Source organism: Acidobacteriota bacterium (assembly GCA_003225175.1).
In the GTDB taxonomy this organism is placed as follows: domain Bacteria; phylum Acidobacteriota; class Terriglobia; order Terriglobales; family Acidobacteriaceae; genus Gp1-AA112.
In genome coordinates, this window is sequence record QIBA01000030.1 from 150,348 (window position 1) to 174,931 (window position 24,584).

At 55.7% G+C, this 24,584-nt stretch carries 12 protein-coding genes and 1 pseudogene; 2 read left to right on the forward strand and 11 right to left on the reverse strand.

From position 1 onward, the window contains the following. Positions 1-62: 62 nt before the first annotated feature. The 3 genes and pseudogenes from DMG62_02915 to DMG62_02925 all read right to left on the reverse strand — a co-directional run bounded on the left by DMG62_02915 (position 63) and on the right by DMG62_02925 (position 7,155). Positions 63-3,527, reverse strand: a pseudogene (locus DMG62_02915) (CoA activase). 350 nt (positions 3,528-3,877) lie between these two features. Continuing rightward, the gene (locus tag DMG62_02920) at positions 3,878-5,221 is read right to left on the reverse strand and encodes a hypothetical protein (protein PYY24531.1); all 1,344 of its coding nucleotides are present in this window, start codon (positions 5,219-5,221) and stop codon (positions 3,878-3,880) included. A gap of 107 nt (positions 5,222-5,328) precedes the next feature. Continuing rightward, entirely contained in the window at positions 5,329-7,155 is a 1,827-nt protein-coding gene (locus DMG62_02925) for an activator of (R)-2-hydroxyglutaryl-CoA dehydratase (GenBank protein ID PYY24532.1), read from the reverse strand. Positions 7,156-7,785: 630 nt separating this feature from the next. On the opposite strand from DMG62_02925, the gene DMG62_02930 reads away from it, so the two are divergent. After that, complete coding sequence (locus DMG62_02930; GenBank protein ID PYY24533.1) at positions 7,786-8,070, forward strand: hypothetical protein; 285 nt, start codon at positions 7,786-7,788, stop codon at positions 8,068-8,070. 66 nt (positions 8,071-8,136) lie between these two features. On the opposite strand, the gene DMG62_02935 is transcribed toward DMG62_02930, so the two are convergent. The 5 genes from DMG62_02935 to DMG62_02955 all read right to left on the reverse strand — a co-directional run bounded on the left by DMG62_02935 (position 8,137) and on the right by DMG62_02955 (position 16,646). Further along, positions 8,137-11,742 carry a hypothetical protein gene (locus DMG62_02935; GenBank protein PYY24534.1) on the reverse strand — a complete coding sequence of 1,202 codons (3,606 nt, stop codon included), beginning with the start codon at positions 11,740-11,742 and terminating at the stop codon, positions 8,137-8,139. Positions 11,743-12,129: 387 nt separating this feature from the next. Further along, complete coding sequence (locus DMG62_02940; GenBank protein PYY24535.1) at positions 12,130-13,044, reverse strand: peptidase T; 915 nt, start codon at positions 13,042-13,044, stop codon at positions 12,130-12,132. Between the two features lie 77 nt (positions 13,045-13,121). Further along, the gene (locus tag DMG62_02945) at positions 13,122-14,567 is read right to left on the reverse strand and encodes an FAD-dependent oxidoreductase (GenBank protein ID PYY24536.1); all 1,446 of its coding nucleotides are present in this window, start codon (positions 14,565-14,567) and stop codon (positions 13,122-13,124) included. After that, complete coding sequence (locus tag DMG62_02950; GenBank protein ID PYY24537.1) at positions 14,564-16,276, reverse strand: membrane protein; 1,713 nt, start codon at positions 16,274-16,276, stop codon at positions 14,564-14,566. Before DMG62_02950 ends, DMG62_02945 begins: the two co-directional genes overlap by 4 nt. Before the next feature lie 121 nt (positions 16,277-16,397). Next, complete coding sequence (locus DMG62_02955) at positions 16,398-16,646, reverse strand: hypothetical protein (protein ID PYY24538.1); 249 nt, start codon at positions 16,644-16,646, stop codon at positions 16,398-16,400. A gap of 151 nt (positions 16,647-16,797) precedes the next feature. Between DMG62_02955 and DMG62_02960 the strand changes: the two genes are divergently transcribed. Further along, entirely contained in the window at positions 16,798-20,385 is a 3,588-nt protein-coding gene (locus DMG62_02960; protein PYY24539.1) for a TonB-dependent receptor, read from the forward strand. Positions 20,386-20,450: 65 nt separating this feature from the next. Here DMG62_02960 and DMG62_02965 read toward each other — a convergent pair whose 3' ends face one another. From DMG62_02965 to DMG62_02975, 3 genes are all read right to left on the reverse strand, one after another. Continuing rightward, the gene (locus tag DMG62_02965) at positions 20,451-22,130 is read right to left on the reverse strand and encodes a hypothetical protein (GenBank protein PYY24604.1); all 1,680 of its coding nucleotides are present in this window, start codon (positions 22,128-22,130) and stop codon (positions 20,451-20,453) included. A gap of 192 nt (positions 22,131-22,322) precedes the next feature. Then, the gene (locus DMG62_02970) at positions 22,323-22,799 is read right to left on the reverse strand and encodes a hypothetical protein (GenBank protein ID PYY24540.1); all 477 of its coding nucleotides are present in this window, start codon (positions 22,797-22,799) and stop codon (positions 22,323-22,325) included. 217 nt (positions 22,800-23,016) lie between these two features. Beyond that, positions 23,017-24,498 carry a hypothetical protein gene (locus tag DMG62_02975; GenBank protein ID PYY24541.1) on the reverse strand — a complete coding sequence of 494 codons (1,482 nt, stop codon included), beginning with the start codon at positions 24,496-24,498 and terminating at the stop codon, positions 23,017-23,019. Positions 24,499-24,584: the final 86 nt, after the last annotated feature.

Here is a 24,584-nt window from a genome sequence, read left to right on the forward strand (position 1 = left end):
GCTCTGGTTCGCTGAAGCCGTGGCCCTTCAAAACCTTCCTGACTGATTGGGACAAGTTTGCGCTAATCCGCGCCCACGCCTTCGTATTCCTGCTGTGAACTCTGCGCCATCAGCTCTTCGCGCAGCTTACGCTCGTATTCCGCGAGCTGGACATCGATGCTATTCACCGCCTCACGCTTTTTAACCATGTCTTCGCGATAGCGGCGCAGAAAGTAATCGATGGTCTCCACGCGAATTCTGATCGAGCCGGTCGGCTTATTTTCGTCGAGATCCTTAAAAGCGAAATACGGCGTGCCCGAGTTCTCGATGATGTCCTCGATCACCGAATAGATTGGCGCATCGTGACCACACTTGAAATTCGAGATCTCCAACGCTACGAGATTCGGATGGCGCGCCGTGAACTTTGCCGCCCAGATCTTGTGGTTGGTGCTGGCCGAGTATGCGTTCTTCCACACGTCCGTGATATCGAGCGGGTCTTTGATCACGCCAGCGCGAACTTCGTCGCCAAACAACCGGTCGAGGATGTCTTCGTCGATCGGCAGAGTGCTCTGCGAGAAGATGGGATAGCCAAGCTTCTGGAACTCCTCCATGATCTCGTGGTTCACGCCGGGATCATGATGATATGGACGCCCAAGCATCACGATCCCAATACGGTTCTCGCGCTCGAGCATGTCCAGCGTCTCGCGAGCACGTTTACGCAGCCCGTCGTCGTAGGCTTCCTGGGCTTTGAAAGCCACTTCGATGGCGCGATCATTCTCTTCTTCTGATACGCCCAGCACTGGAGCCCAAGCGCGATGCATCTGCAGGGCGAACAGCTTGCGATCGGCAAGGTTCACAATGGGATCGAGATACTCGATTCCATTGTCGGCAAACACATTCGCTTCTTTCGTGAACGCCGCCTTCACCGCATCTGGTGTCGCCGTTACCGTTGGGCACGCATTCGAGCCCGTCGTGCATTTGAGGTGGGTGGTGAGCACGTCGATCATGGGGAAGAAGATCGCATGCAGTGGCTTCTTGGCGTGCTTCACGAAGATCAAGTTATAAACATGCGGAATGCCAATCTTCGAGGGAAAACAAGGATCGATCGCGCCGCGCCCGGCGCCAGCCTTGTACATGTCGCGATTGGTGTAGTCGGAGTAGATGATGTTCTCCGGCTCCAGCCCGAGTGTCTCGAGATACGCGCTGAACAGTGGCGCGTACACATACATGTTCAGCACTTTGGGCATGCCGACGCGGAACCCGGCTCGCTTCTTCATCAACTCAGCACGCTGCTTTACCTCGGCTTTGAACGTCCACTTAGTATTTGGGATCGGATCAGCAGTCTTCGGCGGATTCTGCGAGCGCCATACACCCGATGCGGCGATCTCGACGTAATTGGGATTCGCTTCCTTCAGTGCATCGAGGCCGGCTTTGATACCACGCATGTCCTTCACGTCTTCGACTTGACCTTTCTCGCAAGTCGAAATGATTAGTCGCTGCTCGCCAGCTTGCAAGGGCACCTTCGACTTAAATGCCGGCGCCTTCCAGTTGTCGGTCTCGCCGGTCTGCACGTCGATGAAGGTGCGCAGGCAATTGTTCTTGCAGAAGTAGCAGCGCGTGCTTTCGTTGCGCGTAGTGCGATAGCTGATGTTCTGCACCGGGTCGAGACCGATGAAGGTGCTCTCGTGGCCATTCTTGAAGATACGCATCGCTTCCACTGCCGCGCCGATTGCGCCGGACTCTCCGCAATGCTCGTGAACGATGACTTCGGCCTCAGCCTGTTCGCTGCGGAAGTGCGACTTCACAAAATCGACTTCGGCCTTCACCGCTGCCAGGTTCTTTTGCGTGCCACCTTGCAGGATGAAGCGTTTTCCCAGTTTTGCCAGATTGGGAATGCTGGCGACGTAGAGGAAGATGTTCTTGGGCAGCACCGCCGCGAGTCCCGCAAGAATCTCTTTTGCCGCCCAGCCCTGGCGCTGGAAGTTGACAATGTCCGACTGCATGAACACGGCGCAGCCGTAACCAAAGATCGGCATCTGGTTCGCCGAAAAAGCGATATCGGAGTATTCCTCGACTTTTATGCCGAGAGACTCGGCGGTCGACTGCAGGAAGTATCCGTTGCCCGCCGAACACTGCGTGTTCAGCTTAAAGTCCTTTACGCGGCCGTCTTTGAGGACGATGAGCTTGATGTCCTGACCGCCGACGTCGACGATGCAGTGCGGATCGTCGTAAAAGCGCATCGCCGACTCCGTATGCGCGACGGTTTCCACGAGCGCCACATCAGCGTGCAGCGTTTCCTTCAGAACATCCTTCGCGTAGCCGGTTGTTCCCACGCCTAGAACTTCGAGGGTCGCACCCTGCGCCTCTACCTGCTGTCGCAGCGAGCGAAACATGTCGATGGTGTCCTGGATCGGATTTCCGTTCGAGAGCTGGTAGGCCTTACAGAGCAACTCGCCTTCGTCCGATAACAGCACGGCTTTCGTCGAAGTAGAACCCCCGTCGACGCCCACAAATCCGCGCACGGTCGATCCAGCCGTGAACTTCGCCGGATTGAATCGGGGGATGGTGTACTTCTGTTTGAAGCTTTCGAGTTCCTCGTCGGAGGCGCTGAGACCTGCCGCGCCGGACTGTGATTTTTCCTCCAGCCGTCCCACATCTATGTAGTGCTCGAGCTTGGACGTGCCTTGATACCAGCCGACGTCCGGATCTTCGTCCTTGCCGAATTCGACGGAGCCCAGCGCCGCGAAATATTGCGCATTGTCGGGAGTCTTGATGAGCTGTTCGGGAGTCATTCCCTCCGGGATCGGGACTTTGCGCTCTTCCCAAGTCTTGGGAATGTTGTGCTGCCAGGCTTCGCGCATTCCCTTTATGAAACAGTTAGGACCGCCGAGCAAAAGGACATGCGGACGCAGTGTGTGCCCGCGTGTGAGCACCGAAAGGTTCTGCAGGACGATGGCGTCGAAGAGCGAGGCCATGAGCTGATCGGGCGGGACCGCCTGCTTCTGCAGGCCATTGATATCAGTCTCGGCAAAGACTCCGCACTTTCCAGCTACTGGATGCAGTTTGATTCCGTGATAGCCCTGCTGACACAGTTCGTCGGCGGGAATCTTGAGCTTGGCGTTGATCTTGTCGATCACCGCGCCGGTGCCGCCGGCGCACTTGTCGTTCATCGACGGAATCTTTTTCTTGCGCCCACTGGCTTCGTCTTCTTTAAAGACAATGATCTTGGCGTCCTGCCCGCCGAGTTCGATTACGGAATTCACTTCGGGATGAAGTTTCTCGACCGCAAGAGAGACTGCTGTGACTTCCTGTACAAACTTCGCGCCGATCAGCGGAGCAATGTTGCTGCCCCCGGAGCCGGTGATGAACATGCGGCAGTTGTTGGGCGCGATGCCGGCTTCGGCCTGCATGCGATGGAGGAACTCTAGAACTTTTTCCGGCTGCTTAGTCTCGTGACGCTGATAGTCGGACCAGATCATCTGGTCGGTGGCGACATCGACGATCACCGTCTTCACCGTCGTGGAGCCAACATCGACTCCAACGTAATACGCGAGCTTGGTCTCGCCCAGCGGCACAGGATTCGTGCGCGGCTTGGGCTTGGGTCGAGGAAGAGTGGCGACGAGCTCGCCGAGTTTTACGTCGAGCTTGATCGACTTGCTGCTTCCGCAGCAACCGTTGCTGTGATCGTGGTTTCCTGACACTGCGGTCTCCTAAGTCTCTTGCAGTCTTTTGTCATTTCGAGCGCCTCTTTGCGCGAGAAATCCCTATCGACTGAGACCAAGTCAGTTCGTGCCACACACCTGTGTGTCGCTCGCATTCTCGGCACCGTAGGGATTCCTCTCTTCGCGCAGCCCAAAATCGGGACTGCACTACGCTCGGAATGACAAAGAACAAAAACCTAATCGTCGCTCCAGTTCGTAACACCCTGAAACCCATGTATCGCCTGCTTGAACAGCCACTTAATCACGCGAGAGTCGTTGTAGCAGAAGCCGACGATGTGGTTCAGCGTCGAGAAGCAGTGCGGCTGGCACGACTTCTTCATCTCGTTCAGCGGACCGGGCTCGAACTTGTGGTTCTCGATCGTGCCCCAGTCGTAATGCGCGCTATACATGGGGAAGCACGGCGCCAGCGTTCCATTCGTGCGAATGATCAACGTGTTCTGCCCGGCGCGGCAGTTCCAATCCTGAAGTCCGCCGCGCATGAACTGCTTCATCTCGGAAATGCGCGACGTGGAGTTCGTCATCTTGTAGCCGGCTCGCTGCTTGGCGACCAGCCAATCGAGCAGCTGATCTACCTGATCCCAGTGCTTCTCGGTGATGTACGTCGGATTGTTTTCAAGATGCTTGAAATGCTCCTGCTCCGTCAGCGGCGACTCACAGATGTGATAGTCCGTGGCCACGCCATTGTCGTGCGCGATCTCCGTCAGCTCGCGGACATCGTCCATGTTGTTGCCGCAGATGTTGATATTGATAAAGACTGAGTATCCGTAACGGAACTGGCGCTTGATCAGGTAATCGAAGTTCTTGCGGATAGGAACCAGCGCTTTCGGGAGTCCGGGTTTCAGATCAACTGCATCGATGGCCAGATTCACCACTCCCACTCCCGCGTCTCCGAGCTTGTCGATTACGTCAGGACGCAGCAGGCGTCCGTTAGTGGGTATGTAAACCCAGAAGCCCTTCTTGGTCGCGTAGTAAGTGACCTTGTGGGCGAAGTCCGGGCGCAGCAGCGGCTCGCCGCCCATGAGGGCCAGGACGCGTCCCGTTCCTTGATGCAGCCAGTCGATCGAGCGCTTGGCGATGTCCTCACTCATGCCCTTTACGCGGTTATCGAAGGCCCAGCAGTAATGGCAGTCGAGGTTGCACTTCCATTCAGTAAACAGGTACGACACGATCGGATGCAGGTGGCCAGGAAGTACGCGCGACTTCAGATACGGAATGGCCCATCCGCGCATGGCCTTTGCTATGTGCGCGGGGCCGAACTTTCGGCTGCCATCCTTGGGCAGGTAATCTTCGTCGTTCCCTTGTTGCAATTTGGGACGGCTAGGGAAAGGCGGGATCGGCAATGTCTGCAACACGCCCGATGCAGACGGAGGCGGCACGGGTCGAGCCGCCGGCTTCATCAGCAGTTCGTGGAGCTGGACATCGAGTTTGTATTGCGGCGGAGCCTCGGGAACGTGGGCTGCCGCCTCTAGAACTTCGGGCATCTCTTTCCTTTCTGTTGTCTTTTTGTCGTGCTTTGTCATTCCGAACCGGCAGATGCTGGCGGTGAGGAATCCCTACTCTCACGAAAATGTATGGGCGTGGTAGGGATTCCTCGCTTCGCTTCGGAACGACAACAACAAAAAACTGCCTACGAAGCCGCCGCTAGAGCCCGGGCCTGAATGGGAACGCGATACAGCTTCTTGCGCCCGTTAATCAGGTCGCTGACGTGGAGCACGAAGTTCGCCGCCATCCCGGTCACGCCTTCGCGATGCGGCATGGGATAGAACAACTGCCGCAGCTCGGGATGATCGGCAACGTAGCTCTTGATCTCCTCCAGCGATTTGCCAGTCGACTTCAGCGCCTCGTCGAACTCCATACGGGCCTTGACCTTGGCTTCGCCGAGCGCCATCTGCACACGGCTGTGCGCGTTGATCTCGCCTTCGCCTGAAGTCTCAATGGGAAGGAAGATCATGTCTTTGAAAGCGTTGGCCACGGCCGATTGCGCGCCGTCGGACTGCGTGGACGGCATGCAGCCGAAGGGCTTGAGCGCAAGCACCATGTGACAGAGCTTGTGCTTGGTGTAGTAGATATTCTTGCCGACTTCGAGATGACCTTCACCGCCGCGCGCGAACTGGTTGTAGAACGGCATGGCCAGATCGGCCATTGCCTTCTGGTCGATCAGGTGATGCGCGATGTCTCCAAGCGCTTCGACGACGCGATGGTATTGGCGGGAATAGATCATTTCGCCAACACTCAACATCGCGATTTTCTTCTGGAAATTCAGCTCGTTGACGGCGTGCTTGCGCAGCTCCCACCAGGCGGGCTTCTTGTACTTGACTTCGAGCGGCTTCTTCTCGCGCCACCGCTCTTTCACCTGGTACATCATGTACATGACCCAGGTCGCAATTGGCTCGACTAGAACCTGGGCTCCTTCCCGTTCCAGGAAGGCAAACATGTTGAAGTTGCCGTCACCTTCCGTGGTCTGCGCCCAGAATTCGCCGATGATCTTTACGACTGGCTTTATGCGTAGGCGATCAACCTCAATCGTCGCGAGATGGTCGTGGACAGTCTGCAAGCATTCCTTGTAGGAGTTGCCATAAAGGTGTTCCCATACTTTCCCGAGCGAGTTAACCCACTTCTCCCAGCCGGAATTTTTGTGTTTCGCTAAATAGCTGGAGGCCCATTTAGGCAGATCTTCCAGGTCTTCGAATGGTTTGCGCTCCTTAAGCATGGCGCACATCTTGTCCACGGATTCTTGGAATACCCGATCGGTTTGCCCCTTGTTCACCTCGAATGGACGGATGCGGAAGATCATTTCGTTCATGATGTCGCCCATGTTGAGGGCGTTGAACATGCCCATGCCAAAGTCGACAGTGAACTTGAGACCGGGCTCGCCGGACGCCGCTTTTACGCCGTCGTTCTGCTGGAAGAGCAGCACGCGGAAGCCGTCATAGCCGGCATTCTGCAGAGCGAGGCGGTACTCCGATTCATACATGCCGAAACGGCATGGACCGCATGAGCCGGCGGTGAAGAAGACGTAGTTGTCGAGTATGTCCTGCTTCGGGACACCCGCGGACTCAAGTAGCTGCAGATACTGAACCAGGTTGCCGACGGTGAAGTAGGTCGGATTGCACTGTCCGTTATTGCCGTACTCTTTCCCCAATTGGAAAGCTGCAACATCGGGCGTGGGCAGCACGTCGCATTTGTATCCGCAAGCCTCGAATACAGCCTTCATCACCTTCTCGTGTTTCCACGTAAGTCCGCCGATAAGAATCGTGACGCGATCGCGCTCAGCCGCGGTAAACGCGCGCTCAATCGGACGATGAAAGTGCTTCGCGTGCTTGCTGTCTAAGCCTGCTTCGCGAGACAGGCGGTCGCGTTCGGCAGAAAGACGGCGGCGAATTTCTTCTTCAACAGAAACAGGTGGACGGCTGGTCAAACCCTCGAGCGGAACATCGATTTTGGTGACGGACATGTTGTTCTCCGTGGGGATCTCGTGAGGCAGTCAGTAAGATTGATCGTTGTTGACTGAGCGAGCGAACAATGAGCCTAGGCAGATGGGGAACGGAGACGATGTACAGCAAGTCATCTTTCAGAGATGCAGTATCGATTGTTTTGTTTCGGGAACGCGTAATTGGAGTGCTGGCAAGCCGCGGGCGTGACGTAGGCAGAACTCGACTGCTACGACAACGAACAACGAAACTGTCCATGCTCAGCGAGCGAAATTCATGCATGGCCGCACCCGGTTTTACCTCAGATGCTCACAGTGGGTTTTAAGATACATTTTGAAATATAGTTTGACAAGTCGAGCTCTGCGCCGATCACTAGTACAGATTTCGAACTGTCCCACTACGGTGGTCACCCGTCCTCGCCATTACCTGCCAAACTCTGCCAGCTTAGCAATTGGCAGGCCAATGTCGTTGTCATTTTCGGAATAAGATGTATTCAATCCGCTGATACTGATAGAGACGCAGCGTCCTGCATCTCCTTTCATGTCATGCTTGGTCGCGTGCGCTCATTCAGTGTTTCTCGCTGCGCCTGCCATTAGAGGCAGCATGCTGCGTCTCTACCTGCGACGTTATAATTTTAGGTACGGAGTCCACAAATGGCCTTTACTCCTCCGCCTGACAAAATCATGTTTGAGATCTACAAAGACGTTGCCCGTAATGGCAATTACCAAGTGATTTATTTCACTGAGCTGGATGACCACAACCGGGAGGCGGAGATCAATCGCGCGGCTAACGGGGAGCATGTTTACGATGGCTTCATTCGCAATCGTGGCAAGGATCAGGCGAAGCTGGTGCTCGGTTCTATTCTAGAACGGTTGAATAATGGCGAGCAGGTGCAGGCGGCGGAGATTGCGCAGGAGCTGCAGCCTTATTCAGCCTGAGTTCTTGCCTACGCAACACCAAAAGAAAACGCCGGGCGAGGGCGCCCGGCGCTGCGTTTCTTTGCCTTAGAACGTCAGCTTTAGCCCAAATTGGAACTGACGTGGATCGAACGCGGCTGTTGGTTGTCCGGCATTGCTCCAGAGAATGTTCACGTCGGCTACGTTGAACTTGTTGATCAAGTTGAACATGTCGACTGTGCCCTCGAGCTTGAAGCGCTCCGTCAGGTCGAACAGGCGCCCGATGCGCAGGTCGGTGAAGACCGTCGTCGGCTTGATGCCCGCGTTGCGCTTCAGATTTCCATTCAGCGTCCCGTTCAAGTAGCAAGCCGGCTGCAGGAATCCTGTTGGCGAATACCGCGACGCAACCGGCACGTCTGAGCAGAAGTTTACCGGAGTGTTGGCGGGCACCGCGATTGGACGATCAGTGTTCGGACCGAAGTCAAAGTTGCGGTCGGCGCCTACGAGAATGTTGAACGGCCGTCCCGAGCTGGTTTCCACAATCGGAGCCACCGTGAAATTGCTGAGTAGCTTGCCCACCCAACCGTCACCGACTCTGCCTGACTGATACACGCTGCTGAAGACAAAGCGATGTCGCTGATCGAAGGTGGATTCCGAGCGTTCCGCATTAGGATTGAAGCTGTCCTGCGGCGCCAGCAGTGATTGCAGGTCGGTAGAGTCGTCGATCGAGTGTGACCAGGTGTATGACGCCAGGAACTCGTAGTGGTTGCTGAAGCGCTTGCGTATGTTGGCAGTTAACCCATGATAAACCGAGCTGCCATTGGAGTAATTGGCAACCATGTCACTGAAGGGAACCGGCACGCTAACGCCAAGATGGTTTGCCTGTTCGACCGACTGTACCAGCGCCAGGCATTGTGCAGGGACAACGGGCACGAGCGACTGGTTCAGTCCGGAGGGCCGGAAGAAGTTCGTTACCGCCGCCGGAACGAATGGTCCCGCCGGTCCAACGCCACAAGCTGCTACTGAAATCGGCAACGTGCTCGGAGTAACTGCTCCAGCCGCTACCGCTGCCTGCCAGTTCTTCAATAGCAGATCGCCGCGTGTTGGGTTGGCATTGATCGGCCGATTGATGTGATGGCCGCCGTTGTAGTTGTAATTAAGGCCGAGAGAATAGTTGTGGCCCAGATCCCGCTCCACTCCGAAGTTGGCCTGCTCCGAGTATGCATAGATGAAATTCTTCGCCGTCGGGAACCCAAACGGCAGAATTGAGAGCGGAACGCCGGCCGTGATGAAATTTTGGTTAACGAAGAGCGAATTCGCATTCAGAGCGTTATATCGCTGTTCGTTGGGCAGGTACTGAAGTCCGGCAGCCAGTGCAGGAGGCAGAGCACACGCCTGACTTGTCTGAATACCCTGGAACCCATTCGTCGCGTTCAGACTTCCCACGCCTTGAGTTGAAGGAGCCTGCGGATTACAAATCGCTCCGCCGCCCAGAATGATTTGCGGAGCCTGCGAACCATCGGCCACGTCGGAATCGAACGCGAGAGCCAGCAGTGGATGGTCGAAGAACATTCCGTACGAGGCACGAATGGCGGTTTTCCCGTCTTTGAACGGATCCCAGGCAATGCCAACGCGAGGAGCAATGTTGTTCAGGTCTTGCGGGATACCTTGCGTGATTCCCAAGGCGTCTTGTGCTGCAGCCGACATGGCATTGCTGGCTGCAGGTGTAGGCGTGAACTCGACATCGTAGCGAGCGCCATAGTTCAGCGTCAGGTTCGGCTTGATTCGCCAGGAGTCCTGTAGGAAGAAACCGAGCGTGTTATTGGTGAAGCCGGCATGCGGATTGCCGACACCTTGCACGAAACTCTGAGGAATACCGAGCCCGTAGGCCTGCACCGGTGAGAAGTCGGGAACACTGGCTCCCAGGAATGTGTTGGGGAATCCGAGCTGTACTGCCGAAAGTGAGCCGAAGTTGTACAGTCCGCCGAAGTTTACGGTGAAGTCTGCATCGAGCGGAATATGATTCACGTCACCACCGAATTTCACGCTGTGATTGCCGAGGCTCCAGGAGAAGTTGTCGGATGCCTCGTGGCGTTGCTCGGTACGGTTCACGAATGAAAATGGCTCACGTCCGAAGAAGGCATAGCCTGGGATGTTGATAGCTACGTCTCCGCCACCGGGACCGCTAGAGAAGTTGTAGAGCAATCCGCGGCGAGAGTACTGGTAACGGAGCTCATTCACTTTGCTATTTCCGATTACCCAGGAATCCTGCGCCGTGATGGCGAAATCGCGATAGGTCTGCTGCGAGGTGCGCGAATAAGAGTTCTGTCCAAACGTCTGGTTCTGGCCGTTCACCTCAATTCCCGTAACCGTACTCGGACTTACATTGCCGCGCAGCATGAGTTGCTGATTGTTCGTGAGCTTGTGGTCAAGACGCAGGCTATAGACCGTGGTCCCTTCGAACACTGGGAAGTTCCCGATTTGGGAAGCGAGGCTGTGAAACGAAGCCGGCAATGGTGCGCCGCTTGTGATGAATGCCGGACCCCCGCCGAGCGCGGCAGGCAGTCTCCCGTTTACTGCCGTAGCCGATCCTCCGCCGACTACCGGCACATACTTCTGCAAAAACTGTTGAACTGCCGGATTCGCCAGTGCTGCATTGGGAATTCCGTTCAAAAATCCCTGCTGGGCTGTGGTCCCCTGGAAGATCACCGCGCCTTGTGGCGCACCGAAAAACCGCGAGACATCGATAGGAACGAGATCGAAGCTGTTCTGCCCAATGCTGGAAAACCCAGTCTCATGACGGCGCGTGGTTTCGAATGAGAAGAAGAAAAAGGTTTTATCTTTTACGATTGGGCCACCGAGAGTCGCTCCCGGCTGCACGCGAGTGTATGCAGGGTTCTTGACGGTGGAGAAGGGATTCGTCGCCTGAATGTTACGGTTGCGAAGATAGGCGTAAGCCGATCCGTGCCAGTCGTTCGTGCCGCTCTTGGTGATGATGTTGACGATGCCGCCGGCCGCTTGGCCATATTCGGCGTTGTAGCCGTTGGTGATGATTTGGAATTCCTGCACCGCTTCCTGGGAGACTGTCGATCGAATCCCATTCACTCCGTTATCGACGTTGTTCATGCCGTCGAGATTTACGAGATTGGCACGTGCACGCTGGCCGCTGAAATTCAATCCTGAGGTGGGAGCCGCTCCAATACTCGGCGCGTCGTCGCGCGTAAGCTGCGAATTCGTAAGCGCGAAGTTGATGTAGTTCCGCCCGTTGATGGGCAAATTCTCGATTCGTTGAGTGTCGATCGTCGTTGATTCGGCGCTGCGCTGTGTTTCGATCAGTTCTGCATTCGACTCCACAGTTACTTGCTCGGATGTACTCGCGACCCGCATGTGCACCGGCAGTTGGGCATCTTGTCCGATGGTCAATACCACGGGACTCTGCACCAGTTTCGCGAAGCCGGCCGCATCCACCTGGATGGAATAGTTGCCGGGTGGCAGGTTCAGCAACACATATTCACCATCAGCGTTCGACTGCGTGGTGCGCTCCAGGTTTTGTGCAGCCAGCCGCGCCGTCACCTTGGCATTGGCAATGACCGCTCCGTTTGGGTCCTGAACTACCCCGTGCAAATTGGCCGTAGCGATGTTCTGGGCATGGGTTACGAGGTTTAGAGATAAAAAAACGGCCGCACAACAGAGCGTTCTTAGAACTCGCTTCATGAGAACTCCTGATCGAATAATCGGCGCAAACTTAGGACCTTCAGACCACAATGGGCGCAGCACTAGATCCTTTGTCTGCCGTCAATTAGGTTTTCGTGACTGATTGCCGCAAGGTTTGTACATCAGTTAACTGCACGATTACAAGCGGCAACGTAACCCGTCATACACGGCAGACGACGACATCGCGCGACAGCACACGCAAAAGTGCCGGAGTCGGAATTAGTAAGGAGAGCGCGCAGTGCTCTAAGCCTACGGCCGCCTTCGGCCGGGTGTTTGTCAGTAAAGCCGCCAATGCCGGGAACACAAGCTGGAAGTTATCTACTCAAGAAGAATTTCGTTGCGGAAACGAAACCTGCGCGAAGGCCGCGCGGAGGTTCTTCGGGACTCTTATTTCTGGGGAATCTGTATACCCGACTGCTCACCCGCTTTAGTCCTTACACCCCAAGCCATCCGAGGAGTGTTGTGGGCGATACCGTACCGCCCGCGAGCATCGAGCAGGATCATGCCGCCGTGACCATCGAGCCTTGAGTTGAGGTATCCGATGGCCTCCCGCGCAGCCAGTTCTGGAACGGAACCACCGGCAACCCTGTCAGTAGCCCATTTGCCCAGCACGAGCTTCATAATCGGCTCGCCCCATCCGGTCAAAGAGACAGCGCCACTCTGATCATCGGCGTAACAACCGCAGCCGATGAGCGACGAGTCCCCTACGCGACCTGGAGTCTTATTAACAGTGCCGCCAGTCGAGGTTGCGGCTGTAAGGTGTCCCTTGGAGTCAAGAGCCACGGCTCCAACAGTATCGTGTCCAGCAAAGGTTAGATCCCGTTCGCCGGCAGCCGCCTTGACCTTGGCTTCGGCGAGCCGTTTGCGCTCGCGATCGATCACGAGTTCGTTGTTGTCAATCAACTCGATGCCGAGTCCTGCAGCAAACTGCTCGGCGCCTTTACCGACGAAATATACGTGGGGGCTTTCGCTCAGGATCAGTCGCGCGGCACGAATTGGATTGCGAATGCGCTCTACGCATCCCACGCCGCCGGCGCGCATGGTTGTGCCATCCATGATGAGGGCATCCATTTGGACTTTGCCGTCAGCCGTGAGGAAACTGCCGAGCCCAGCATCAAAGGTGTCATCATCTTCCATGACGACGACGGCTTCCTCGACTGCCTTTAGCGCGGACCCTCCCGCAGCCAGAATTTCCCAACCAACTCGAAGCGCATTCTGAACGCCGCGACGATGATCTTCCACTACATCGTCCGGGATCGCCCAAGCTCCGCCGTGTACTACCAATACTGGATCTACTCGCACTCCATCCCTCGACCAAAAAATTCAAACTAATACATCTATCACGTTCGTGGAGACGCAGCGTGCTGCGTCTCTACTGTTCAACGGCGCCCAGATTCACGCGCTACTTGTAATCGACTCAACGCCAATTTCGCCGCGTTATAACCGCACATGCCGTGGACTCCTCCGCCGGGGGGTGTCGAGGACGAGCAAATGTAGACCTCCGCTGCCGGTGTCGCATACTGTCGCCAACTTGGACGCAGCAGAAACTGCCATAAATCCACCGCTCCTCCGCCAATATCTCCGCCGACCAGGTTCGCGTCCATCGCCTGAAGATCGGCTGTTTTGAATACTCTCCGCGCAAGCACACAATCGGAGAATCCAGGAGCAAAGCGTTCAATCTGCCCTTCGAGACGCGGAAGCATGTCGACCGTGGATCCATTAGGAACGTGACAGTACGCCCATGCAATGTGTTTCCCCGCCGGCGCACGCGTCGAGTCGTACAGCGTGGGTTGCGCGAGCAGGACGAACGGCTTTTCAGCATGACGACCCTTCGACATCGCGTCCTCCGAGCTTGCAATCTCCTCGATGGTGCCGCCTAGGTGGACCGTAATGGCGCGCCGGCAGTCTGCCGCCTTCCACGGAATCGGGCTGGAAAGCGCGTAATCGACTTTGAAAATTCCTGGTCCATAACGGTATCGCTGCAGAAGCCTCCGGTACGCCGGCGTGAAGCGCACTCCGGCGATCTGCAAAAGTTGGCGGGGAGTCACATCGCAAAGCGCAACCCTGAACCCGCCCAGCAAGCCCAAATCACTCACCGGGCTCTCGGTCCTGACCACGCCACCGAGGCTTCCCAAATGAGCACAGAGTGCATTAGTGATCGACTGCGATCCACCGCGAGCAATCGGCCAGCCAACAGCGTGGGCGGTCGCGCCTAGAACGATACCGAACGAAGCGCTCAAAGGTTCATCCATTGCGAGGAATGAGTGTCCGGCCACCCCAGCGAACAGCGCTTTGGTGCGTTCGTTTCGAAACAGTCGCCTTGCGAGGAAGTTAGCCGAAGCTAGCGCCTGCAATCCAAACTTCGCAAGCAGGAGCGGATGATGCGGAACTTTGAAGACGGGCCGCAGGATGTCGGAAGCGAATCCCGGCCAGTGCTCGACTATTGGACGCATGAGCCGGTCCCAGGCTGTGCCATCCTCTCCCAAAGCGCGTGAGGCTTCATTGAGATCGCGTTCGAGCATAACGACAGTGCCATCGTCCAGAGGATGGGCGAGCGGAGCGGGGGAATGGATCCACTCGAGGCCACATTCGCGTAGGGGAAGCGAAGAGAAGAATGGAGAGCCCGCCGCCATCGGATGCACGGCTGATCCAAAGTCGTGGTGAAATCCGGGCAGCGTGAGCTCCATCGTTCGCGCTCCGCCGCCGGGTTGCGCTTCTGCCTCAAACACCTCAACCTGAAGCCCAGCCTGGGCGAGCACGATCGCCGCCGCCAGACCGTTTGGTCCGGAGCCAACGACCACAGCTCTGCGCGAATCAGAGTTCATCGATGGGAAGGCAGCTCCTGGGGCATTTCGACTACGCCGATCTTGCCATCCGGCTGACTTTCGAGCGTAGGTGCGTAGGGTCCGAGCAACTGCCGTCTCCACCAGTTACCTGTGGCACGCTTTTCCGCCATGGTCGTAAACCAGTATTGCCACAACACCGCGCGCACCTGCTTTGGTGGAGCATCGGCAAAGGGGTTTCCGCGAAAGAGCTTGAGGACGTCTGGACTGTTGGCAAGCAGCCGGACCTCCGTGTTAGGAACGATTGGATTCTCAGTCCAGCTTCCCAGCGAGGCGAACCAAAGGTTCCAGTCGAAACGAGGCTGATACGGAGCATAGATGCCTGGCGCGTCGTTCAAGACTTGCGGCTTGTTGCGAAACTCATAGGCAATCCAGTTCTGTCCATCTTTAGAGCCTTGGAACTCAATTTCGTATCGTCCGTGGGTCATCACCGCGAACAGTCCGTATTGGTTTGCAATACGAAAGGGCTGCAGCATCACGATAGGTGTGGTTGGTAATGGAGCACGTGGACGTACGATCAACACCAGCTCCGCGGCAGTGACATAGCAAATCCATGTAAGTATCACCGCGGAGACAGCTAGTTTTAGCGCGCCAAAGTGCTGCCGAATGAACCCTGGTAAACGGAACATGGAGCCCTCTTGCCCGGCATCCTCGGATTTCGAGACTTCCGCTTGCCCTGCCTGCGTTTTCGGCAAGTTCGCGGCAGCAGGTTCGACTGGCACTCGCGGACGCCATTTCTCTGGAATCCACCGCAGCACAAATCGATCATCGACCAACAGAATTCCCAAACTGAGCACCAGGTAATTCAGAAACGCATAGTTCGCGCTCGAGATCACGCCGAGCTCCCAGACGGTGACGATCCAGAACAGGATGATGCGGAACCTGCGCGGCAACAGAATCATCCAGATCAGCCCGAGCTCCATCACCAGCGTGGCACCGGTTGCGGTCGCATGAAACCAGTGCGGCGAATGCTGCAGGTACCATCCAATCCACGTAGGCAGCGGACCGTTTTGGTAATACTCATCCATGGCAGTAAAGTTTCGCCATTGCGGCTCACCGCTCGCGAGCTTCACGATTCCCGATTCGAAATAAATGCGAAACCACTCCCACTGCAACAGAAATAAGCTGGCGCGCGAAGGCAGGGTCCCCAGTAACCGCCGGGGTTGTGGTTGCTGGGGTGCAGAAGGCGGATGCTTCGCCCCAAGCCCCGGACGCAATCCTGGCGGCGCAAAGAACAAGCAGACGAAGCCCGCCTCGAGCAGCATGCCGTCGGACTGGTATTCCGAGAAATCCCGCGCCGTGGATATGAATGAGAGAAAGCAAACGAAGCAGATCACGAGCATGGCGCGAGGCCAGAAGTTCACCAGGAGGAGCAGCGAGCCGATCATGCCGATCCAGCACAGCGCCATCAACATGCCCGAACCGCTAGAAATCCAGAGTAAAGAAGGCGCATACCAGAAACGAACATGCGCAACCCCTGATTGCGCCACCGCCTGCAGATATTCTCGAGCCGGAAGAACTCCCTGAGGCCCAATCAGACCGCGAATCTGGACCACCAAGGAATAAAAGGCTGAGAAGTAGATAAGACCGAGAGCGCGAAGGAAAAGCCACCGAGGAATCAGGCGATCAGACGCGCCGCACTCGGAAGAGAACAGCCTGCGAATAACGGATTTTGGGATTGAATCTACCAGGCATCTTCAAGGTACCGACGAAATAAAAACCGAGCAACCTGAAGGACTTAAGAGGAGACTTCGAAGACGTTTTTAACAAGCCTCGACCTGAATATGTCAACGAATGCAACGTACTAATTAATCAAAGACTTACAACGATCTCATGACATGCGAAGCTGCTGTGAAAAATTGTTGCCCGGCATTGCTCTCTTCCACCTTGAATAGTTCGAATTTTCAAAAAGGGAACGAGCTGCCAAAATTCACTCCTAGTTCCTCTGCGGTTGTTTGCGTCACCACACGCCACCAAGAGCAAGTTTCCAGAGTCACCAACTTTCTTGACAATCTCCCTGATTTTGTTCGAATCTTGCTGACGCATTTTGTCACGTTGCATAGGGTTCTGATCCCGCAATAGTCCCGGCCTGAACCCGGGAGGGTCCCACACTACTTTTGCTTGGTTGTTTTCTTGAGCAGCTCAGAGATAGCCGCTTCGCTGCGTGCCGAGCCGCTCAGTCCATCCATTCGCAGGACGATTAGGAGGCCAAATGACGTCCAAGCTGTTCACACGCGTTCTTTTTCTTAGTCTTTTCTTGCTGTGCTGCTCCGCACTGCTAGCACAAATATCAACCGGAAGCATTCAAGGAACTATCACTGATCCAACGGGAGCCGTGGTTGCCGGGGCGAAGGTCACAATCACTAGCCAGGCTTCCGGCCAAGCGCTGGTCGTAACCACGAATTCCAGAGGTGCGTACGTTTCCGGACCTTTGGCGCCAGGCGCCTATACGGTGCGCGTAGAGAGCAAAGGTTTTGCCACGATTGAAACACCCGTGACGGTGCAGGTGGGCGAAATCTCCTCCGGGAACTTCACGGCCAAAGTGGGACAGGAATCGCAGGTCATTGAAGTGCAGGCGACGAGTGTCGCGATAAACACCGAGCAGCCTACGGTCCAAGGAGTTCTGACTACAGAGCAAATTGAGAACCTTCCTTTTAATGGACGGAACTTTCTTGATCTGGCGCAGCTCGAGCCCGGCGTGCAGATTCAGGACGGAGGCAATTTCGATCCGACGAAGAACGGTTTTTCGTCCGTATCGTTCGGGGGACGTTATGGCCGCACTGCTCGCATCACGCTCGACGGTATCGATATCAGCGATGAGACTGTCGGTACGACCACGCAAAACATCTCTGCTGGAGCTATTAAGGAGTTTCAACTCAGCCAATCTACGCTGGATTTATCTACGGAGCTGACCTCCTCAGGCGCTGTAAACGTTGTGACGAGGTCTGGCACGAATCATGTCCATGGCCAGGGGTTTTATCTCTTCCGTGACAAACGCGCGGGCATCGCGAACTTCCCGGGAGGACAGGACACTCGCTTCCAGAGAAATCAAATGGGTGGCAGCCTCGGTGGTCCGCTGATTAAGGATAGGCTGTTCTTTTTTGGGAACCTCGAACATATCCGCCAGCCATTTCTGACGCCGTTAAGTCCGCCGCCGCCATTTCAGAGCTTGCCATCGGGTTATCCCGCCAAATTTAGTGACAGCACATCAATGGGCAAACTGGATTGGCAAATCAGGCCCGACATGCATCTCTTTTACCGCTTCACGTACCACACAAACAGCGACGTCAGCGCGTTCGGTGCGACATACCAGCCCTTTGCCAATCGCGATAACACTCCTGCTCACGGCGTGGGACTCGATTTCAATACGGGAACCTTCACCCATAGCATCCGCTTCGGCTACCTGAAGTTCCAGAATCACATCGCAGACTCAGTCCTCGGTAACCCTGGCGTCTTCAATCCTGCTGGAAACGTTCCAGTGGCGATTCGGATTGGACCTCCGGGCGTGGTCACTCGTTTCGGACCTTCGCGACTTGCCCCTCAGGCGACCTTCCAATCGAACAAGCAGATTAAATACGACGGAAGCAAGATTCTTGGCGCCCATATTCTTCGCTATGGATTCAGTTTCAATAAGATTCTGGGCGGCGGATTCGCAGCGTTCTATGGGCTTGCTCCCGAAGCGAGAACAAGGAATTCGTTGTCCGCGCAAGCCGACGCGGCTACAGGACCTTTCCCCGGCGGAGCGGGAAATCCCCTTAACTACAAAATCTCGTCCATTCTGGTCGGCAACGGCCAAGGATTCTTCACTGAAATCCCTCAGTTCAGTTATCCCGCTGGTGGACAGTATGATGACCGGCTCGGCATCTACATGGGAGACAGCTGGAAGGTCAGACCAAACCTCACCCTGACTTACGGAATACGCTACTCGCGGGACACCGGACGGCAAGACAGCGACCTGCCGCCTATGACCTGTGATCAGATCGATCCAACATTGTTCAACGGGCTGGTTCCGTGCACTGGAAAGGCCTTCATCTTGGACCAATTTGGGCAAACGGGACTCGGCGGGCGCGTGCGCCAGCCGAATTCTAACTTCGGTCCGCAGTTTGGCTTTGCCTATAGCCCCGGCAACTCGGGTAAGACGGTCATTCGCGGTGGCACTGGCCTCTATTGGGAAAACGCCGTCTTCAACAACATTCTCTTCGATCGTCCGAGCCGCCTGCAGAAGGGATTATTCTTCGGCACAGACAGTCCCTGCCCCAGCGGCAAGCTTGGGCTGCCGGGCGGCGGGACGGTCACCAGCGTCAACGGAGTTGATATAGCTACAGGTATCTGCGGTCAGCGAGTTGGGTCCGTTCTTCCGCTGGTCGCCGCGCTGGAGAGTACGTTCATATCGGCGACCAAGGCTGCCGGACCGCAAGCAAACGGGAACTTCCTGGGCAATATTCTAGCCAATGGACCAAACTCCACTGGAAACGGTTTCATTGCTCCCAACTATCGGACGCCGCGCTCCATTCAAATGAATATTGGAATTCAACGCGAGCTGGCTCAGGGTCTTGTTTTGAGTGCCGATTTCATTCGAAACATCGGCGAACATTACCTGATCTCGTATGACACGAATCACGTTGGAGATGCGCGCTTCTTAAACAAGAACGCGGCTTTGAATGCCATTGCATTGACGACCAGCGGCTTTACAGGCTGCAGCGGTACGAACGCAACTGCCATCAATTGCGCGATCGCGGCAGGAGCGACTATCAGTGACTTTGCCGGCTGCGGTCTCGATTCAGGAAACACTTACCTGTTCGGAACCCCAGCTGCTTTCAACGTCGATTGCAACGGAAATCCTATAACTCCAAACACTGGAGCCGCTTTCCCGGGCATTAATCCGTTAGTAGGCGAGAACAACATGCTCTTCCCGATCGGACGGTCCGAGTACAACGGACTACAAGTCAAGCTGGTGGGAAACAGAGGAAACCCGATTCGCGGCATCACCGCAGCCAGCTATCAGATCTCATATGCGCTTTCGAGATTCAACAGCATGGCTTCCGACCAGGACTTCATTCCCGAGGCCGATGACTTCCGCAATCCCACAGCTCACATGGGCCCAAACTCGCTCGATCGCACTAACCAGATCTCCTTTGGTGGCAGCTTCCAAATTACGCATGGTCCGATGCTGAGCTTCGGTTCTCACTTCTTCTCGCCGCTGGCCCAGGACATGAGAATTGAGAATCAAGGACGGTCTGGGGAAATCTTCTCCAGCGACCCCGTTGGGGATGGAGCCAATATCAATCATCTCCTTCCGCAAACAAATCTGGGGGCCTTCAACCGAAGTGTCAGTCCCGGAAGCCTTAACAACGTGATTAACAATTACAACAAGACTGTAGCCGGCACGCTGTCGCCTGCAGGACAGGCTCTAGTCAGCGCAGGCCTGTTTACTCAATCTCAGCTCGTACTATTAGGCGCGGTTATGGACAGCCTTCCGCTCGCGCCTGCTGGTGAAATGGGACTTACCTGGCTGAAGACCATCGATCTCAAGCTGGCCTATCCGATCAAAATACGAGAGAACATTTCGCTGGAGCCGTCTGTTGGCTTCTACAATGCTTTTAACTTCGCCAACTTCAATTCTCCTGGACACACGCTCGGCAGCGTGCTGAACGGTTCGGCTGGCAACATTAACGGCACAACCGTAGATAAACCTGGACTGCCGGGTGGACGTGATTCGGTCAGAATAGGGCTCGGAACTGGCGTGAATGCAGCCGGTTCTCCACGGCAATTGGAATACGGCCTGAAGCTGACTTTCTAAACCCAGAATGACAGTCGAAGGGGAGCACACATGTGCTCCCCTTTTTTCTTCAGCAGTACAGCAGATCAATAATCCCAGCTCATATCCGCGCCCTTGGGCGCAGTTTCCTTCATGTGCTGCCCCATTTGCGGCATGACGCGCTGAAACATCGTCGCCGCCGATTCTGTCACGCTGATGTTGCCGCCCCCTTCGTAGCAATGCGGCTGGCGATAGCCATATTCGAAGGTCGCTACCTTGTACGGATTTTTCGGACTGTCGAGAAAATCCTGGGCGAAATGTACAGCATTGTTGAGATACCACGTATCCATATCGCCGACTGTTATATGCAGCTTACTTGCGAGCTTCGGTCCTAGAGTGGACCAGTCCCGCTGCATAATGTGATTCAGGTCGTAATGTTCCTTCCAATAGCTCGCCACTGAGGAGTCGATCTCTCCCGTTTTGGGATCCCAGATTGGTTTTGGATACCCCTCCGGACCAACCGGACTGAAGACCGCCTGCCAGATGCCAAACTGCTCAGTCGAGCGCCCGTGAGTGCCCATAACTTCTTCGCGCCGAACCGCCGGCTCCATCACAGCTTTCAGACTGCCATCCGGCTCCCGCATCTCCGGACGCGGGACTCGCCCAAAGGGTCCCTGCCTCCAGAACGCATTCTTATCTTCGTAGATGTTCACAATCTGATAAGCGCGAAAGTCGATAGGATCGGGACAGAAACCCCAGGCGCCGTTGAAATCATCCGGATAGAAGACCTGATCAGCAACCGCCTCCCATCCGCCGGTTGATCCGCCGGTCAGCGCACGAGCCCAAGGCTGGCCGATTCCGCGAAAGCGCTTCTCCACTTCGGGAATGAGTTCTCTCAGGATTGCGTCGCCGTATGGCCCCAAATTCGCGGAGTTCACGGCATAAGAGTCGTCGTAGTAAGGATTCGCGTGCTGAATCTGCAGCAACAACATCTTCGGCAGTCGGCCAGAGGTCCAGTCCTGATACAGCTTGTATTGCGCCTCAGCGCGCTTACGCGCGCGGTCTTTCAAATCCGGCGTTGGCGGTTCAGTGCGAAAGCCGCGAAAATCCGCCGGGAAGTGGCCCTGATCGATCAGCAGCGGATAGTGAGCATTCGGATGCTTGTCGAAGCCCTCGGGCAAAACCACGATCGCGCCCAGGTACACAGGCTTGCCCCAGAAGTCACTGAGCAGCTTGCTCTGAATACGGAAATGCTTGATGTACTGCGTGTCCTGCGGCGGCTGAATCGGCGGAATCCTTTCAGAAAGCGCAATGCGAACGACTCCTCCATGGGAGGGATCGATATGCAGGCGCTGCGGCTTACTCATGAGATTGCCCGGCTTCTCGTACCATTGTTGCCCCTCTCCCATATCGGGAGGGAGCTTCACCGTATGTCCGTCCGACCGATGGAAGGTTTCGTAGACATTGAGTACGGCCTGAACGTAGTAGTCGCCGGCTGGAACCGCTTCGAGACTGACCAGCGGATAACCGAGAGTAGAGGAATCGATGATTGCGCTATTCCCGGGAGCGAGCGCATCCACATCGAGTCCGAAAAACTGCGCACTTTCCGCCTCCTCCTCCCGCAGTTGGAAGCGCGGTTCCGGCTTCTCGTCCTTCGCAATGCCGAACAAGATGTGACCATCCAGCGGCTTGCTGCTTAGGCTGGCGGGGAAGCTGATCTCGAAGCGCAACCTGTTGGCGTCAGCCGAGTTTTGGCCAAATCCTGTTCGATCAGACAAGCACAGTATTCCTGCAATTAAGAAGTGAGTAGCTCGCCATCTCCCAAAAGCAGAGTTCATCAACACGCTCCTAAGGTGAAGGAGCATTGTATTGGGAGCGGAGAAGTTCAATGCCTCTTCGCTCCCTCTCCGCTAACGTGCCCTCAAGGATTACGCTGCTTGCTCCTCCGACGGAGAAGCCCCGGGGATCCCGGCGTTTGCTCAAGCCCGCCCTTGTGGAGGGGGCAATCGCTTTAAAGTCTCGTCCAGACGCAGAAAACTCTTTACGCCTGCGGCGCGCAGAGCTTTCACAAGCCGGTGCATAGAGACATTCTTCGAATCCATATCGTGCTCAGCCACAGCGCTGAGGTAGTCATAATCTTCCGTATACAGCCAAAGAACGGTGCGGCGCTTGCGGTTCATCTTGGGACTCGCTGGTTTTGACAAACACAGCGCCTGCGAGCGCGGCCGGTCAGGACTGCGCAACAAACGTGCCCCAGAGGATTGCAACCTTGTCTGCGTGAACGGTTCCTCGTGAGCGCTGTTTTGTGATTTTGAATTCTGAGTACCTGAATGCAAACGACGTACCATTCGGTGTCGAGCAGAGCTCCCTCTGAACTGCGTCTGGTGTTCATCAATGCGCGAAACGCTGTTTATCCCAATGGCAATTGTGAGCACCTGCATGCTCACTTCTTGCATTGGCGTGCCAGAAGCGACTTAGTAGAGCGCGCCGGTTTCGTTATACACGGTTCTGTTTTGGTCCTATCCCTGTGCAGCGACCACTCATTGCGGAAATTCAGGCGTTCGTCCCCGGAATCTTCTCAGGCTTTTTCCCTGAGAATTCGGCGCATGAAGACGTAGTGAATTGAGTAGCGGGAAGATTGATCTCTAAGGTATGGATGACGGGGATCAAATTTCACTCAACCTCACTCCATCGCATCTGCCGAAGGAGCATCTGCAGCGCAGGACTCTGGAGCGACACAGCGGGAAAGTAGCTTCCCGACAACTCGCGTATCCACCACAAACCGAACTTTCTTCTCTCCTGCCAGGAGGAAAATCGATACAGATAGAGCTGAGCGCGGATAAAGCGTGGCGGCTGGTCAGGAAAAGGGTTGCTCTTTAAGAGACCAATGACGGCTTCATCTCCCTGAAGCAGCTTCGCGATCAGATGAATGAACCACCGATGCCGGTGATAGGACCCCATGGCGGCGAACCACATCAGCCAATCCAGGCGAAGATGGTAAGGCGCGATCTGCGGAGGCATGCGCGACGGGTCCCCAGGCTTGCCTTGGAATTCGTATTCGCGCCATTTGGTTGAGGCGGTGATGACAGTTTCAGGGGTTCCTTCGATCACGATTTCGTAGCGTCCGCGCGTAACGCCGCCGAACGCGCCATACGTCCCAACAAAATGAAAGCGGTTATAGACGGTGTTCATGATCTGTCGCCGGGACACAAGGTTCCTTACCGGCTTCACGCTCAGCACTACGACCAAAAAGACAACGGCTCCGGTCACAATCCTAAACACTAGATCGGGAGGATACGTTGCCCGCCCATGCAAGCCCAACCATCCGAGCGTCTGATCATCAAAGCAACTGAGAGCTAGAACACCAGTCAGAGCATTCAGCCAGGAGAGATTGCCGCTGGCAAAGATGAGCAGTTGAAAAATGACCGTCAACGCTCCGGCGATGCTCGCAAACGGCTGCGGCAAAAAATACGCGAATGGAACGATCAACTCGGCAAAGTGATTAAAGAGCACTCCCCCCTTCTTCGACCACTGTGGCCCATGGTGAAGAAACCAGCTCAGCGGATTCGGTATCGGCTGGGTTTCATAGTGGTAGTCGAGGCAGGTGAAGTCGCGCCAGCAGGAATCGCCCCGAAGCTTGATTAGCCCCGCGCCGAACATCACACGAAAGAGCAGCCAGCGGAAGAGCCACATCACTGCAACTTGACTATTTGCTTCCGAGCCGCCCAGCACCGCGGCGTAAGCCCCAGCCTCAAGAAGGATCGATTCCCAACCAAATCCGTAAAAAATCTGGCCGACATTCACAAATGAGAGATACAGCGCCCAGAGCACAACCCAGATCGCAAGCAATGCCCATGAATATCCATCGATGAGGCTTGAGACGATCAATGCGGAGAGGGCCACGCCAATCCATGCGGACATGGCAAATGCTCTGTCATGCGGAAAGAAGAAGAACAGGCTCGGTGATTCCCGAAATGGCACCTCCCGCACAAACAGGGGAACTGGCATCAACCCCCGTTCTCCCAGCAGCGGCCGGAATTGATTGACGGCATTGAGGAACGCGATGAGAAACAGCGTCCCGATAGCTTTTTCAAGCGCGAATCGCGCCAGCCAGTAATCGCCCGGCTGCAACCAGCCGGGAATGTTGACGTTCATAGGGCAAATTGAGAGAACTCCGCACGCCGAACACGAAGGTCATAAGGGAACATCAAAGTCACGAAGATGAACGCCTCTAACCGTTG